The following is a 13,188-nucleotide window of genomic DNA, read 5'->3' as shown; positions in this document are numbered from 1 at the left end:
AGACCAACATCATCAATTATTCTATATCATTAATTTTTATAATAATGAAAACATTATTTTCAGCCATATTAATGGTTGTATTCGCTATTGGCATTCATGCGCAAAGCCGCTTTGAGAATGCCCAAAAAATAGCATCAGAAAAAAAAGAGCTTATATTATTAAATTTCTCTGGTTCAGACTGGTGTATTCCGTGTATTAAGCTTCATAAAAATATTATCGAGACCGATGAATTTAAAAAGCTTGAAACGGAAAATGTTGTCGTTTACATCAATGCAGATTTTCCAAGAAATAAAAAGAATCAGCTTCCCCCAGAATTGAAAAAAGAAAATGCCTCACTTGCTGATCAGTATAATCAAAAAGGATTATTTCCTTATACATTATTACTAAATTCGGAAGGAAAAGTCCTGAAAAGCTGGGAAGGGCTGCCTTCGGAAAATGCATTGGCTTTCAGCAAAGAGATCAGAGATATCAAAGGAAATCAAAAATAAAAGGTATGTTAAGAGAATTCAAAAGACCCCAGAAATTAATGGGGAACGCTTTTGAAATTACTGTAGTAAGTGATGATGAAAATTCGGCAAATCAGCATATCGATGCAGCGATTAACGAGATTCGGAGAATTGAAAAGCTTTTGACGACATTCAGTGAGGAAAGCCAGACCAATCTCATCAATAGAAATGCAGGAATCAAACCTGTAAAAGTGGATTGGGAGATTTTTGATCTGATTGAAAGATGCCTTAGAATCAGCAGGATAACAGACGGATATTTCGATATTTCCTATGGTGGAATCGATAAAAGTTTCTGGAATTTCGATTGTGAAATGAAAGAACTTCCGAATCCTGAACTGATTAAAGATCATCTGAAACTCGTTAATTATCAGAATATTATTCTTAACCGTGAAAAGCAAACTGTTCTGCTAAAAGAAAAAGGCATGCGGATCGGCTTTGGAGGAATCGGTAAGGGATATGCTGCTGAAATGGCAAAACAGATGCTTCAAAACAGAGGTGTCACTTCCGGAATTGTAAATGCTTCAGGAGATTTAACGACCTGGGGAAATCAGGCAGACGGAAGGCCCTGGACTGTGGGAATTGCCGATCCCGATAACGCAAAACAGCCATTTTCGTATATGAATATTACCAATATGGCAATTGCCACTTCAGGAAATTATGAAAAATTCGTCGTTATCAACGGTAAAAAATATTCTCATACCATCAATCCCAAAACGGGAATACCTGTTTCGGGCGTAAAAAGTGTTACGATCTTTTGTCCTAACGCAGAAATTGCAGATGCAATGGCAACTCCGGTAAGTATTATGGGAAACGATGTGGCACTCCATATGATCAACCAGATCAACCATCTGGAATGCATCATTATTGATGATCAGGACAAAATTTATTCATCTCAAAACATTAATCTAAAATGAAAAACCTTATAAAAATATTCGGCTTCTTACTAATCACCGTTGCTTCAGTACAGTCCTGTACAACGGTAAAAGAGTACGAGAAAAACAAATTAAACGATGCCGAAATGGCTCTTGGAAACAGAAAAATTGAAAAAACCGAACTGAGCTTTCAATCGTACAGAGAAGGATCTTCGGGCGCAAATGCCGGAAAAGTTGGCGGTGGGTGCGGATGTAACTAAAAAGAGTAATCGTAAAATTTAATTGTGATTCAAAAATGAAAAAATTGATCGTAAGTGTTATTGCTCTTTTCGGAATTTTCAACGCAAAAGCACAGGAAAACACAAACAATGAACAGCCTAAAAAACTGACTTTTGATGAAGCTAATTTAGTTTCAAGCTATTATAAACAAAACGGAAACAATTCCGCAGTTACAGGAGGAATCGGGACGGAAAAACTGACCGACATTTCCAATACCATCGATGTAACTATGGTAAAATACGACAAGAAAGACAGGAAAAACAAATTCGATCTCAGTGTCGGGATCGATCATTATACTTCCGCTTCGTCGGATATGATCGATCTGAAAGCCAATTCATCTGCTTCCCACGCAGACAACAGAATTTATCCTGCATTAAGCTGGAGCCGTGAGAATACTAAAAAAGGAACGACTTTAATGGCGGGTGTTTCTACCTCTTTTGAATTTGATTATGCATCTTACGGTGCAAACATCGGGTTTTCGCAAAAAACCAAAAACAGAATGGGAGAGTTTACCGCAAAATTCCAGGCTTATCTGGATCAGGTAAAACTGATTGCTCCGATTGAGCTCAGAACAACCGGAAGCACCGGAGGAGAACACGAAAACTACGGAACAAGCGGAAGAAATACTTATGCGTTGTCCTTATCATATTCGCAGATCATCAATCAGAATTTTCAGGTTGAATTTTTGGCGGATGGTGTTCAGCAGACAGGATATTTAAGTTTGCCTTTCCACAGGGTTTATTTCAATGATCATTCGGTTCATCAGGAAGCTTTGCCGGATAAAAGGTTTAAAATTCCTTTGGGATTAAGAGCTAATTATTTCCTCGGGGACAAAGTGATTCTGAGAGCGTATTATCGTTATTATACTGACGATTGGGGCTTGAAATCCAATACTTTCAGCCTGGAAACGCCGGTGAAAATTTCGCCTTTTGTTTCGGTAAGTCCGTTTTACAGGTATTATTCTCAGACTGCGGCTAAATATTTTGCGCCTTATCAAGAGCACACGGCTTTTGATGATTTTTATACAAGTAATTATGACCTTTCAAAATTCAGCAGTAATTTTTACGGGGCAGGAATCAGGATCAGTCCGAAGAATGGTTTATTTGGTGTCGAAAGGCTGAATATGCTGGAAATCAGATACGGACATTATACGAAATCTGTGGGAATGAAATCTGATATTATTTCCCTGAATTTGAGATTTAAATAAAATCATTTTAAATTTGACTTGCTAAAGATGTTTGGCAAGTCATTTTTTAAACTAACAAACAAGCTTATGCATCATCAATTGGAAAAACATTATGTGAATAGGGTCGGCTGGCTTCGTGCAGCGGTTTTAGGTGCAAATGACGGATTATTGTCTACCACAAGCATCTTCATTGGTGTTGCTGCAGCCAATCCCGACAGAAATACCATTATTCTTGCCGCTTTAGCCGGAATGATCGCCGGAGCGATGTCTATGGCAGCAGGAGAATACGTGTCGGTAAGTTCGCAGGAAGACACCGAGAAAGCCGATCTTTTAAGGGAAAAACGCGAGCTTGAAGAAATGCCGGAAGTTGAGCTGAGAGAATTGGCAAAGATCTACGAGAGACGAGGTGTAAGTAAAGAAACCGCTTTAAAAGTAGCCACCGAACTCATGGAGCACGATGCTTTGGCAGCTCATGACGAATTGGGAATCAATGAAATAACGCAGGCAAAACCTTTACAGGCTGCATTTGCATCATTCGGATCATTTGCTTTGGGTGCATTACTGCCGTTTGCAGTTTCGCTTTTAGCTCCGATTAAACAAATGGTTTATTTTCAATATGGATTTTCAATTATTTTCTTAATGATTTTAGGCGCTCTCTCCGCCAAAATAGGTGGTTCAAAAATAGGAATTGCTGTTTTAAGAATTTGTTTCTGGGGAACTGTTGCGATGGGAATTACAGCATTTATAGGTCATTTCTTCGGGGTGAGCGTTTCTTAAGATAAAATAAAAACGACTGACATTAAAGTGCAGTCGTTTTTATTTTATTATACACGTAAGCACCATATTGCTAGAAAATATGGAATAAAGTGCCATTTATTTGCATTGAGAATATAAATAGGATTTGAAAAGAAGATTAACAATCAAACGTCTATTATCTTGATAAAAGTGCTACGATTTGTTTACTCATTTCTACGGTTATAGGTCGATTAGAGGCTTCCAGCACTGCTACTGCAATTGATGTCTTCAATTTGGGAATATAAATGAGGTCTGTTCCTAATCCCCCTCCATGATTGTAACCTAAAAGGCCTGCATATTTTATTTTACGAATACCAAGACAATAGTTTACCTCGAGATTTGGTGGTACATCAGCTGTCATTTGAGAAAGAATTTTTTTATTCTTAATGGTCTTACCACCAAATAATTGCTGGAAAAATATTGACATCTCTTTCACATTTGTGGCTATACCACCACCACCATATAAATCCCATGACGGATCCAGGTTGTAGGTGTCCCATCCAAATTCATCCCAATACTGGTGTGCCCATTCATGGCTATTTTTATCAGCTTTCTCAAATTTAGCAAAACGGGTAATTTCCAATCCATTTTTTTTGTAACTGAGCAGTTTTTTGATCGAAAGATAGTAGGGGAGATGAGTGATATTTTCAATGATTTCGGTAAGTAATACAAAGTTAATATCTGCATACTTAAAACCTTCACCTGGCTGAGCAAGAGGTTTTCCGAGTTTTGCTGCTCTGGAGATCTGCTCGTCCCTTGTCCAGGCATATTTTGGGTGTTCACCAATAAATTTGAAATAGTCAGCATCTACGTAATCTCTAATGCCTGAAGTGTGGGAGAGTAGATGTTTTATAGTGATGAGAGACGTATTGTAACCTGCTTGGCTAAGTTCCATTTCAGACTTTTGGCTCAAGTAGTTTTTGATGGGTTGATCAATATTAAGTTTTCCCTTTTCAGCAAGCCTCAATAGAGCTGCGGCAACATAAGGTTTTGTAGTACTTGCTATCAGTACAGGTTGATCTACAGAGAGTTGATGTTTAGTGTCCCTATTATCATAGCCCTTGGCATATCCAAAAGAAAGTTTTTGTTCTGGTGATTCAACATAGAGTGCAAGACCAACTGCTTTCGGATTAGCAGCATAAGTGGAATCAACGATGTTTTTTATCTTTTGCTGTATATCTTGTGCATAGGAATTTGAGGCTGCAAGGATGATCAGAAATAAGACCTTAAGGTTTTTAACAGTGTTCATATTATTGTTTTACTATTTTTTTAGATGGGGCTACTTAGCGGGACATAAAATAGATTGGCTATTTATTTTCTATATTATAAAAGCTGTTTTACGGTTGATGTTGAGCCTAATTAAGCTGTTCCCTAAATTGCAGTGGTGTCAACCCGGTTTTGTTTTTGAAAAGTTTATTAAATGATTGCGGGTACTCAAACCCCAGTTCATAAGCAATTTCGGCAGCAGTAAGTTCCGATGTCGACAGCTTTTGTTTGGCAACTTCGATCAGTTTAGCGTGGATATGCTGCTGCGTATTCATTCCTGTCATATTTCTCAGAAGGTCACTTAGATAACCATAAGAAACATTCAGCTGGGCTGAAAAATAACCAACTGTTGGAATACCTTTCTGCATGGATTCATTCTCTTCATAGTACTTGTTGAGTATCATTTCAAACCGCTCTATCAAAGGGCTGTTTATTGCCTTTCTGGTGATAAACTGCCGTTTATAATAGCGGTTGCTGTAATTAAGCAAAACTTCAAGGTATGAAATGATCAGCTCCTGGCTTGTATCGTCTATTACCGTTTCAATTTCGTCCCTGATATCTTCAAAAATATGAAGAACTTTATTCCTTTCTTTTTCTGATAGATGAAGGGCTTCATGTATATTGTAACCGAAAAATCCGAATTTTGTTATTAACCTGGCAAGTGGATGCCCGGCAAAAAAATCCGGATGGATGAAAATGTCATGTCCTGAAATAGGTTGACTCTTTTTGGTTAATATTTAGGATTTGTTTCACGATTTAAAAATAGGAATTTTTGTTTTTAATTTCGGAATAAAATTTGGAAAAATTCCCTTCGCTTTGGCCAGTCGATTTTCCCACATTTTATTACCGATTTTTTCAACAACATCATCATGCAGATTTTTTTGAATAAGATTTATAAATGTGTTGATTGAACTCATTATGAGCTTGCGCAGGCGTCTTAAAACCGAGGCTCCAATGCGTTCTCTCGTTGTTATAGATGTCCACAGCTTCTTTAATCATTTTTTGAGCGGTTTTTAAATCTTTAATAACATTTTTAAATCCAAATTCGTATTTTAAAATTCCGTTAATCCTTTCTGCGACAGCGTTTTCGTAAGGATCGTATTTCTGAGTGGTACTCATTTTGAATCCTAATTTCCTGGCAAATTCCGTGTAATCTGGACAACAATATTGCAATCCTCGATCAGAGTGATGAATGATGTTTTCTAATCCAAATTGCAGATTGTTATGCGCCATTTTTAGGGCTTTTTTCACCATTTCTACTTTCATGTTGTCTTCCAGAGCATAACCCATGATTTGCTTGGAATATGGATCTGTAACAAGCGATAAATAAGCATGTCCTTGATCGGTTTTAATGTAAGTAATATCACAAACGACGGCTTGTTCAGTATGAGTTAATTCAGTCTCTTTCAGTAGATTAGGAGATGTGTAATAAAAGTGTTTTGAATCGGTTGTTATGTGATAGCATTTGTTCTTTTTGATGAGCATTCCGTGGTTGCGAAGTAGCGTGAATAAAGCATCTCTTCCCATTTTGATGTTGTTTTTTAAAAGTTCAGATTTCATTTTATCGTAGAGTTTTCTAGTTCCCATTTTACGTTGTCTTTTTCGTATTTTTTGAACTATTTCAATAACTTTTTCATTGATAGACATTTGTCTCTGAAAAGATTTTTGACGTTGATAATAAGCTTGTTTTGAAATCCCAAAAACTTGATACAGAAGCTTTATTTTAGCTTTTTCTTTCTCTTCTGAATCTCGTTTGCTAAATGTTTGGGCAATAATTCCTTTGAAAGTTCCTTACCTGTAACTTTTTCAAATTCTACGATAACATCTTGTTGGAAATCCTTTATCCACTCCAGTTCTTGGAGCTTTTCTTTTAATTTTTTGTTTTCATCTTGTAAGCTCATTGCTTTCTTTTTTGAGGTGTAATTACTTAATTTTTTTCGCCAATAATCGATTGTACTTCTAGAAATATCATACTTTTTTGAAGCAAAGTTAGTGGAAATTTGCCCATTATTGATTTGCGAAATGACAAAAATTTTGAATTCAAAAGAAGTTTTTTTGCCGTTTCTTTTTGTTCGAGATTTGTTGTTTATTTCAAGGTTCTCACGATTCTGCGCATTCGCTAGAATTCGGCAGGTTTGTCCATTTGTTCAGTCCATTGTTTAATAAAAGTGCTTAATTTTTGGTCAACCTATTTTAGGACGATGCAATTGCTAAGGTTGTCCAAACCTCTTTCCAGAATACTTTTAATAATGGCAAGATTGTATCTTTCGTAGTCTATTGCTCTTTTGCAAGCGTTATCAAGACGTTGATTTTCGGTCTTTTTAGACAAGGTTAATATGTCCAAACAGGTTTTATAAGATTGCTCGGGATGTTGTTTCTTTTCCAATATTTTCTCAATGTATTTTTCACAAGATTCGCCAATGCTTCGTCCCCACGACAAAAACCTCGAGGGATTCCATTCTGTCATAAGTTGATGTGAGGAAGGCATATGTTCTTTAATCGTGGTATAACCATACTTTAGTAAAACCCGATTATGAAAAGCGATTCTGCGTTGCTCAAAGTAAATTTCGACAGTGTTTTTATTGAAAATAATATTCACCTTTTTACCAATATAGCTGAAGGGAACACTATAGTAATGCTTGTCTTTATTGAGATAAACATGGCTTGTTTTATGAACTGTTGCCCTCGTGGTGTATTTTAGCTGATACATCAAAGAAGGAAGTGGTGATAATGCAGGTTTTTCAACTTCCAAGAAGATATCTTCTCGGGAATATTTTTTGCGTTGTAAAGGCGCTTTGTTATGCTGTTCTAAAAGAAGATGTATGGCGTTATTAAGCTCTTCTAAGCTAAAAAACTGAGTCTTGCGAAGTGGCGCAAATATTCTGGTATAAACTATTCTAACAGCATTTTCAACCAAAGCTTTGTCTTTGGGATGATAAGCTCGTGTGGGCAAAATAGTGGTACTGTAATGGGAAGCAAAATCGAGTAAAGAGTCTGTGATAATGGGTTCGTATTTATGACTTTTTTTTACTGCTGTACGCAGATTATCCGTAACTATGGCTGCGGGAACGCCGCCGTAATAATGCAAAGTTTTTGTAAGACTGGACAAAAAGTCTTCCTTGGTCTGGGTATAGGTTGCCTCGACAAAGGTCATTCCGCTTGCTCCTAACACACTTACAAAGACTTCTACATCTTTTACTTCGCCTGTTTCTTTATTGATGACTTGAAGTTTTTTCCCCGTATAATCAACGAACATTTTGTCTCCAGCTTTGTGATCGATATGCATAGAGGGATTGACTCTCTTGCACCAAGTTCTGTAATGAAAACAAAAGCGTGAATAGCTATAACCTGAGGGATGTTTGTCGATATACTCTTCCCAAAGTAAGTAACGGGTAACACCAACACGTTTCAATTCTTTAGAAAAATACGGAAAAAAACTTTCTAATTGCTTATGAACTGTGTCTTGATGTCGTACGTCAGATGATGACGCTCCGAAAAGATCGTCAAAATCTTCATCGTTAAGTGCCTGTAATTCGTCAAAAGTAAACTGATGCTCGTGGTAAAGATGAATGTACTTCTTGACGGTGTTCCTTGATACACCCAGCTGTTTGCTAATCTGCAATTTACTAACACCAGAGGTGTAAAGTCGTAATAATTGTCTTAAATGTAACATGCCTATTTTTTTATTAGCCATAACTCGCTTTTTTGCAAGTTATTTCTAAGACACATTTATCGACTTTTTTTGGTGGTCAATTTCGCAGGAATACCCTGGTAAATTTGAACAGGAATTAACTGCTCACTTTGGCAGGAATGATATGGTCAGTTTTACAGGATTCTACACATCGACAAATAAATCCAATTTTGTCGCTTTCATCAACGGTACTTCGACAGGGAGCAGGCTCGACCTGAACACATAAGTTCCCGTATCGTCCGTTTCCTTTCTGAAACGCTTACTGTCCATTATCCTCGACTGCATTAGGGACAGATTAAGCTGTTGGATTACGCTTTGATAGGCTTCATATACGCCTGTTTTTTCCCTGCCGTCCACACCGTTCCAAAACAGCCACATTACCTGTTCTTTGTTTTCGCCCTCAATGGGAGGAAGCCCGATAAATGCTTTGGTAAAGCCCAATGTACTTTCCACGACCAAGCGGTCTGCCGACATCGGAGAGAAGATAAAATCCATTTTCTTTAAAGTCGTCAAAACACCTTTGGTATTTGCCGTTCCAGGCAAATCGACAAATATCACATCGGGTTTTACAGACGATTGGTTTACATAGTCCGAAGCTGTCTGCAAAGCGGTATCAGCTTTACATCTGATAATCGGATATGCTTTTTTTGTTAATGGCTTGAAACTGTTTCATTGCCATTCGTTTGTGGTATTCGTTCTGCATTATGGTTTTTAAATCCCTTTCACGCAGATTGGTAAGACTATGTTGCGGAAAGTCGCAGTCCATTATAAGCATATCGTAACCCAAGCGGTAGTGAAGCACACTTGCCAACAGGGTTGTCATCGTAGATTTTCCCACACCGCCTTTTTGGGTGGCAAAACTGATTTTTAAGGTTTTCTTTGTTGTTCCCATTATTCAAAAATTTATTGTCACACACTTTATCCGTTTTGCACACAGGTATATGTTTTGGCAAGAAGCAAAATCCTTTCACGCTTTTACAATTTTATACTTTTAAAACTTTATGCTTTTACGCAACACGGATTTTGTTGCCTGTTTTCCTACCTGCATTAAAACGATAAGGCAAATAAAGCGATTAAAGTATCCGATGATTGAAGTATGGCAGTGTTTGGCGTTCAGTGGCAGTGTTTGTCCGAGTGCCAAATGCTGATAGTTCCTTTACTTTGTAAAGGAATAACAGAGTGGGTTTAATCCTTTAAAATCAAAGTATTTACGGATACGATAAAAACAGTTTCGGACTGTTTTCTTTCGGCTAACTCTAATCCTTTTGCAAAACGGATTTTCTGAACCCTTGTTCAGAGCAAGTTATCTCTTGAGGTCCTCGAAATAAATTTCCGCACCTCAAAAGCACTTGTCCTTGCAGGGGGCTGAAAACCGCTCCGAAGTCGCAGTTTCGATAACATTAAAAATGGATTTGATTATGGAAGAAATGAACAGAAAAAAGATTAAAAAGACAGGTCGAAAACCGAAGATTGACCCTGCCGTACATCGGTATTCCTTTAACCTAAGCGATGAAGATAATGCCAAATTCCTTGCCCTTTTCGACCAATCGGGAATGAACGTAATGGCACATTTCATTACGGCTTGTATCTTTCAGAAGACGGTAAAGACCGTAAAAATTGATATGAATGCCGTAGAATACCACGCAGGATTGACCAATTTTTTCGGACAGTTCAGAGGAATAGCCACCAATTACAACCAGATTGTAAAGCTGTTGAATTCCAATTTTTCGGAGAAAAAGGCATTGGTATACCTCTACAAATTGTAAAAACAGACTATTGAATTGGTAAAGGTAACAAGGGAAATCATTCGTTTGACACAGGAGTTTGAAAAGAAATATCTGAATAAAGAGCAAGAAAAATGATTGCAAAAATCGGAAAGGGAAGCAATATGTACGGAGCGATTTTGTACAATCAGCAGAAAGTGGAAAAGGAAAACGGAGCGGTTCTGTTGCTCAACAAGATACCCGACACGGTGGACGGCAGGTATTCCGTTGCGTATTTTAATAAATGTTTTGAGCCGTATCTGTCTGCCAATATCAAAACGGAAAAGACGGTACGGCACATTTCATTGAACCCCGATCCATAAGACGAGGTAAGCGATGAACAGTTTACCGAAATGGCACAGGAGTATATGGAGCGTATGGGTTACGGCAATCAGCCGTATATCGTATTCAAACATACGGACATTGACCGCACACATATACACATTGTTTCGACCTGCGTGGGCATTGATGGCAAGAAAATTCCCGATGATTACGACCACCCACGCTCAATGGCTGTCTGTCGGGATTTGGAAACCAAATACAACCTGCACAAAGCTACCGAGCAGGAACAGAAACAAACCGATAAGATTTTCAAAAAGGTAGAACAGCAGAAAGGCGATATTAAAAGTCAAATGGCTTCGGTAGTTGGCATCTGCCGAAGTATTACCAATACACAAGCATTGGAACATACAACGCTTTGCTTTCGTTTTTGAATATTACGGCAGAGGAAATAAAAGGCGAACGCAACGGAGAGCCGATACACGGATTGGTATATTTCGCTTTGAAAGATAAGGGAGAAAAAGTAAGCAATCCGTTTAAAGCGTCTTTGTTTGGCAAGCACGCAGGAGTAAACGGATTACAACGGCACTTTGAACAGTCGAAAGAGAAAATGAAAACCAACCCTGCGAGGTCTGTCCTCAAAAATGCGGTGGAGCTTGCCATTCATACCACAGACAGCGAAAAGGAATTTAAAAAGCAACTTGCCGAACAGAATATTCAGACGGTTGTCCGCAGGAACAACAGCGGACGGATTTACGGCATTACGTTTATTGACAATGGTAGCCGTACTGTTTGGAATGGCTCGCAGTTGGACAGAAACTTGTCTGCAAATCTGTTTAACGATTGGTGGAACAACGGAAACAAACCCGAATTGAAAGCACAGGACAGCCCTGTTTCCAATACGGACCCGATAGACAACCAACCGAAAAAAGACCTTTTTGAGTTCATCACACAGGAGCATTCGCACAGTTCTGATTTGGGGTTGTTCAGCCTGTTGCCACAAGCACAGGGCGAGGACTACGAGGAAGAACAGCTCGCCAATCGAATGAAGAAGAAAAAGAAGAAAGGCAGGAAATTGTGAATACGTAAATGTTTATCTCAAATAATGCTAATTCCGTAAACCGCACTTACTTTAAACCGAATAATGATTTTTCAATGGTGTTGTATTCAAACTGAAAGCCTGCTTTTTTTAGCTTTTCATTACTCACTTTTGAACCCTCCAACAACATTACAGACATTTCGCCGAGCAATAGTTGTATCAAGAATGCCGGTGCATTAGGTAAAATACTTGTCTTCCTGAAGGATTGAAGTAAAATTTTAGAAAAATCATTCATCGTGATATGCTCGGAAGAAACCACATTGAAGACACCTCTTATTTCATCGGTTTGTAAAATAAATTCGTACAAACGAACCAAGTCACGTATATCTATCCATGGTAAAAATTGCCTTCCGTTTCCCAAAGCAATATTAATACCCCATTTAGCCAACGGAGCTAATTTTTGGTACATACCACCCTCTTTTCCCAACACGACACCTTTCCTTAAAATAGTGGTGGCAATATCACTATTTTCAAATTGTAGTGCAGCTTTTTCCCATTGCTCACAAACAGAAGCTAAAAAGTCGTCGCCGCTATCAGAAATTTCTGTGAATATTTTAGTGGAAGTAACTGCTCCATAGTACCCCACAGCAGATGAAGAAATGAAAGTGTCTAAACCAATATTTAGTCTATTGACATACTGGTACAGTAGGTTGATTGCCTTTATGCGGCTTTCGATGATTTCAACTTTCCTTTTTTTTGTCCATCGCTTTTCACCGATGTTAACCCCTGTCAGATTGATGATTATTGTAACACCGTCAAAAGCCTTGCCATCAATAACAGCCTTCTCTATGTTCCATCGAAAATAATGTATATTTTCAGTCTCCGAAATATTGTTTCCTCGGGTTAAAACATGAACTATATAACCACAGTTTACGAGATGTTTTATCAATGCCTTCCCCACAAAACCTGTCCCTCCAGCAATCAGTATTTTTTTCATCGTTCTATTTTTGAAAGCAATTCCGGGAGAGCCTGTTTAAACCATACTGTATAAAGTGAGGGATTCTCATTTATATCTGATAATATTTCAGTAGGATTCATCCACTTATAATCCTGCACTTCATCGTCGTTGGGCAACGGATTCTGGTCAGAATAACCAACAAAAACATGGTCTAACTCGTGTTCGGTTAGGTTATTTTCGACAGTAGTGTAGTAGATAAACGAATACACCAGCTCTAAATTGGATTTCAACCCCATTTCATAGTTTAATCGTTCTAAAGCACTTGAGTCTACATCTTCTCCCCATTGTGGATGAGAGCAACAGGTGTTCGTCCACAAACCACCACCGTGATATTTATGTTTCGCCCGTTGCTGTAACAGCAATTCGCCTTTAGCATTAAAAATAAACACCGAAAAAGCCCTGTGCAACTCGCCTTGCTGATGGGCAAGCAACTTTTCCATCTCTCCGATGGCATTATCATCTACATCTACGAGGATAACTTTATTTCTTTCCAT

The 13,188-nt window shown here is 38.1% G+C and carries 12 protein-coding genes and 3 pseudogenes; 7 read left to right on the top strand and 8 right to left on the bottom strand.

What is annotated here, in order from left to right; genetic code table 11:
- Positions 1 to 44 precede the first annotated feature (44 nt).
- The 5 genes from B5X62_RS02460 (at position 45) to B5X62_RS02440 (ending at position 3,620) form a co-directional block, all read left to right on the top strand.
- On the top strand, positions 45 to 488 hold the full coding sequence (locus B5X62_RS02460; protein WP_079665787.1) for a thioredoxin family protein: 444 nt from the start codon (positions 45 to 47) through the stop codon (positions 486 to 488).
- A gap of 5 nt (positions 489 to 493) precedes the next feature.
- Complete coding sequence (locus tag B5X62_RS02455) at positions 494 to 1,420, top strand: FAD:protein FMN transferase (RefSeq protein ID WP_079665786.1); 927 nt, start codon at positions 494 to 496, stop codon at positions 1,418 to 1,420.
- The gene (locus B5X62_RS02450; RefSeq protein WP_062669905.1) at positions 1,417 to 1,638 is read left to right on the top strand and encodes a DUF4266 domain-containing protein; all 222 of its coding nucleotides are present in this window, start codon (positions 1,417 to 1,419) and stop codon (positions 1,636 to 1,638) included. Before B5X62_RS02455 ends, B5X62_RS02450 begins: the two co-directional genes overlap by 4 nt.
- 35 nt (positions 1,639 to 1,673) lie before the next feature.
- Positions 1,674 to 2,864, top strand: a complete 1,191-nt coding sequence (locus tag B5X62_RS02445) for a DUF3570 domain-containing protein (protein WP_079665785.1) — start codon at positions 1,674 to 1,676, stop codon at positions 2,862 to 2,864.
- Between the two features lie 66 nt (positions 2,865 to 2,930).
- Entirely contained in the window at positions 2,931 to 3,620 is a 690-nt protein-coding gene (locus B5X62_RS02440; protein WP_079665948.1) for a VIT1/CCC1 transporter family protein, read from the top strand.
- Between the two features lie 154 nt (positions 3,621 to 3,774).
- On the opposite strand, the gene B5X62_RS02435 is transcribed toward B5X62_RS02440, so the two are convergent.
- The 6 genes and pseudogenes from B5X62_RS02435 to B5X62_RS02410 form a co-directional block, all read right to left on the bottom strand.
- Positions 3,775 to 4,887, bottom strand: coding sequence for a serine hydrolase domain-containing protein (locus B5X62_RS02435; RefSeq protein ID WP_079665784.1), 1,113 nt, complete (start codon positions 4,885 to 4,887; stop codon positions 3,775 to 3,777).
- 106 nt (positions 4,888 to 4,993) lie between these two features.
- Positions 4,994 to 5,308: a helix-turn-helix domain-containing protein gene (locus B5X62_RS15620; RefSeq protein WP_079665783.1), complete on the bottom strand. Its 315-nt coding sequence runs from the start codon at positions 5,306 to 5,308 to the stop codon at positions 4,994 to 4,996.
- Between the two features lie 463 nt (positions 5,309 to 5,771).
- Entirely contained in the window at positions 5,772 to 6,599 is an 828-nt protein-coding gene (locus B5X62_RS02425) for an IS3 family transposase (RefSeq protein ID WP_245797134.1), read from the bottom strand.
- Between the two features lie 23 nt (positions 6,600 to 6,622).
- Complete coding sequence (locus B5X62_RS15660) at positions 6,623 to 6,805, bottom strand: hypothetical protein (RefSeq protein WP_245797117.1); 183 nt, start codon at positions 6,803 to 6,805, stop codon at positions 6,623 to 6,625.
- 287 nt (positions 6,806 to 7,092) lie between these two features.
- Positions 7,093 to 8,598 carry an IS21 family transposase gene (istA, locus tag B5X62_RS02415; protein WP_079665780.1) on the bottom strand — a complete coding sequence of 502 codons (1,506 nt, stop codon included), beginning with the start codon at positions 8,596 to 8,598 and terminating at the stop codon, positions 7,093 to 7,095.
- 141 nt (positions 8,599 to 8,739) lie between these two features.
- Positions 8,740 to 9,487, bottom strand: a pseudogene (locus tag B5X62_RS02410) (ParA family protein).
- A gap of 526 nt (positions 9,488 to 10,013) precedes the next feature.
- On the opposite strand from B5X62_RS02410, the pseudogene mobA reads away from it, so the two are divergent.
- Positions 10,014 to 10,457: pseudogene (gene mobA, locus B5X62_RS02405) on the top strand (conjugal transfer protein MobA).
- Positions 10,454 to 11,718: pseudogene (mobB, locus tag B5X62_RS02400) on the top strand (conjugal transfer protein MobB). Before mobA ends, mobB begins: the two co-directional pseudogenes overlap by 4 nt.
- A 46-nt stretch (positions 11,719 to 11,764) precedes the next feature.
- Here the strand turns inward: mobB and B5X62_RS02395 are convergent.
- Together B5X62_RS02395 and idi are read right to left on the bottom strand one after the other, a co-directional pair.
- On the bottom strand, positions 11,765 to 12,673 hold the full coding sequence (locus tag B5X62_RS02395) for a TIGR01777 family oxidoreductase (RefSeq protein WP_079665779.1): 909 nt from the start codon (positions 12,671 to 12,673) through the stop codon (positions 11,765 to 11,767).
- Positions 12,670 to 13,188, bottom strand: a complete 519-nt coding sequence (gene idi, locus B5X62_RS02390; protein WP_079665778.1) for an isopentenyl-diphosphate Delta-isomerase — start codon at positions 13,186 to 13,188, stop codon at positions 12,670 to 12,672. Before idi ends, B5X62_RS02395 begins: the two co-directional genes overlap by 4 nt.

It is taken from the genome of Soonwooa buanensis, assembly GCF_900167905.1.
Classification (GTDB): Bacteria; Bacteroidota; Bacteroidia; order Flavobacteriales; family Weeksellaceae; genus Soonwooa; species Soonwooa buanensis.
Note: the sequence above shows the minus strand (reverse complement) of the source record. Positions and strands in the feature narration are given on the sequence as shown.

Coding starts and splice junctions, on each gene's coding strand:
- B5X62_RS02455 (WP_079665786.1), top strand. CDS start 494: ATGTTAAGAGAATTCAAAAGACCCCAGAAATTAATGGGGAACGCTTTT.
- B5X62_RS02435 (WP_079665784.1), bottom strand. CDS start 4,887: ATGAACACTGTTAAAAACCTTAAGGTCTTATTTCTGATCATCCTTGCA.
- B5X62_RS02445 (WP_079665785.1), top strand. CDS start 1,674: ATGAAAAAATTGATCGTAAGTGTTATTGCTCTTTTCGGAATTTTCAAC.
- B5X62_RS02440 (WP_079665948.1), top strand. CDS start 2,931: ATGCATCATCAATTGGAAAAACATTATGTGAATAGGGTCGGCTGGCTT.
- idi (WP_079665778.1), bottom strand. CDS start 13,188: ATGGAAAGAAATAAAGTTATCCTCGTAGATGTAGATGATAATGCCATC.
- istA (WP_079665780.1), bottom strand. CDS start 8,598: ATGGCTAATAAAAAAATAGGCATGTTACATTTAAGACAATTATTACGA.
- B5X62_RS02450 (WP_062669905.1), top strand. CDS start 1,417: ATGAAAAACCTTATAAAAATATTCGGCTTCTTACTAATCACCGTTGCT.
- B5X62_RS02395 (WP_079665779.1), bottom strand. CDS start 12,673: ATGAAAAAAATACTGATTGCTGGAGGGACAGGTTTTGTGGGGAAGGCA.
- B5X62_RS15620 (WP_079665783.1), bottom strand. CDS start 5,308: ATGATACTCAACAAGTACTATGAAGAGAATGAATCCATGCAGAAAGGT.
- B5X62_RS15660 (WP_245797117.1), bottom strand. CDS start 6,805: ATGAGCTTACAAGATGAAAACAAAAAATTAAAAGAAAAGCTCCAAGAA.
- B5X62_RS02460 (WP_079665787.1), top strand. CDS start 45: ATGAAAACATTATTTTCAGCCATATTAATGGTTGTATTCGCTATTGGC.